At 44.2% G+C, this 251-nt stretch carries 1 protein-coding gene; it reads left to right on the top strand.

What is annotated here, in order from left to right:
• The coding region (locus tag KK062_RS30435; RefSeq protein ID WP_254088139.1) for a TonB-dependent receptor plug domain-containing protein at nt 1–251 on the top strand (251 nt) is incomplete at both ends.

Raw genomic sequence — 251 nt, forward strand, 5'->3', positions numbered from 1 at the left:
CTTGATGCAACTCCGCTCGCAACTCAATCGACTTCCATAATCAAAATGGGATTTGATCCGTTAAGCATGCTTAACCCCGCTAGCATAGAAAGTATTGAAGTCCTAAAGGATGCAGACGCAACCTCAATTTATGGTTCACGCGGAGCAAATGGTGTTGTGCTAATCACCACAAAAAAGCAGAAGCGAGATGGGGTCGCTGTTGATATATCTGGTTATCGGGGAATTGGAGAGCTAGGAAATCGCGTTAAATT

Source organism: Dawidia cretensis (genome assembly GCF_018598175.1).
GTDB lineage: Bacteria > Bacteroidota > Bacteroidia > Cytophagales > Cyclobacteriaceae > Ohtaekwangia > Ohtaekwangia cretensis.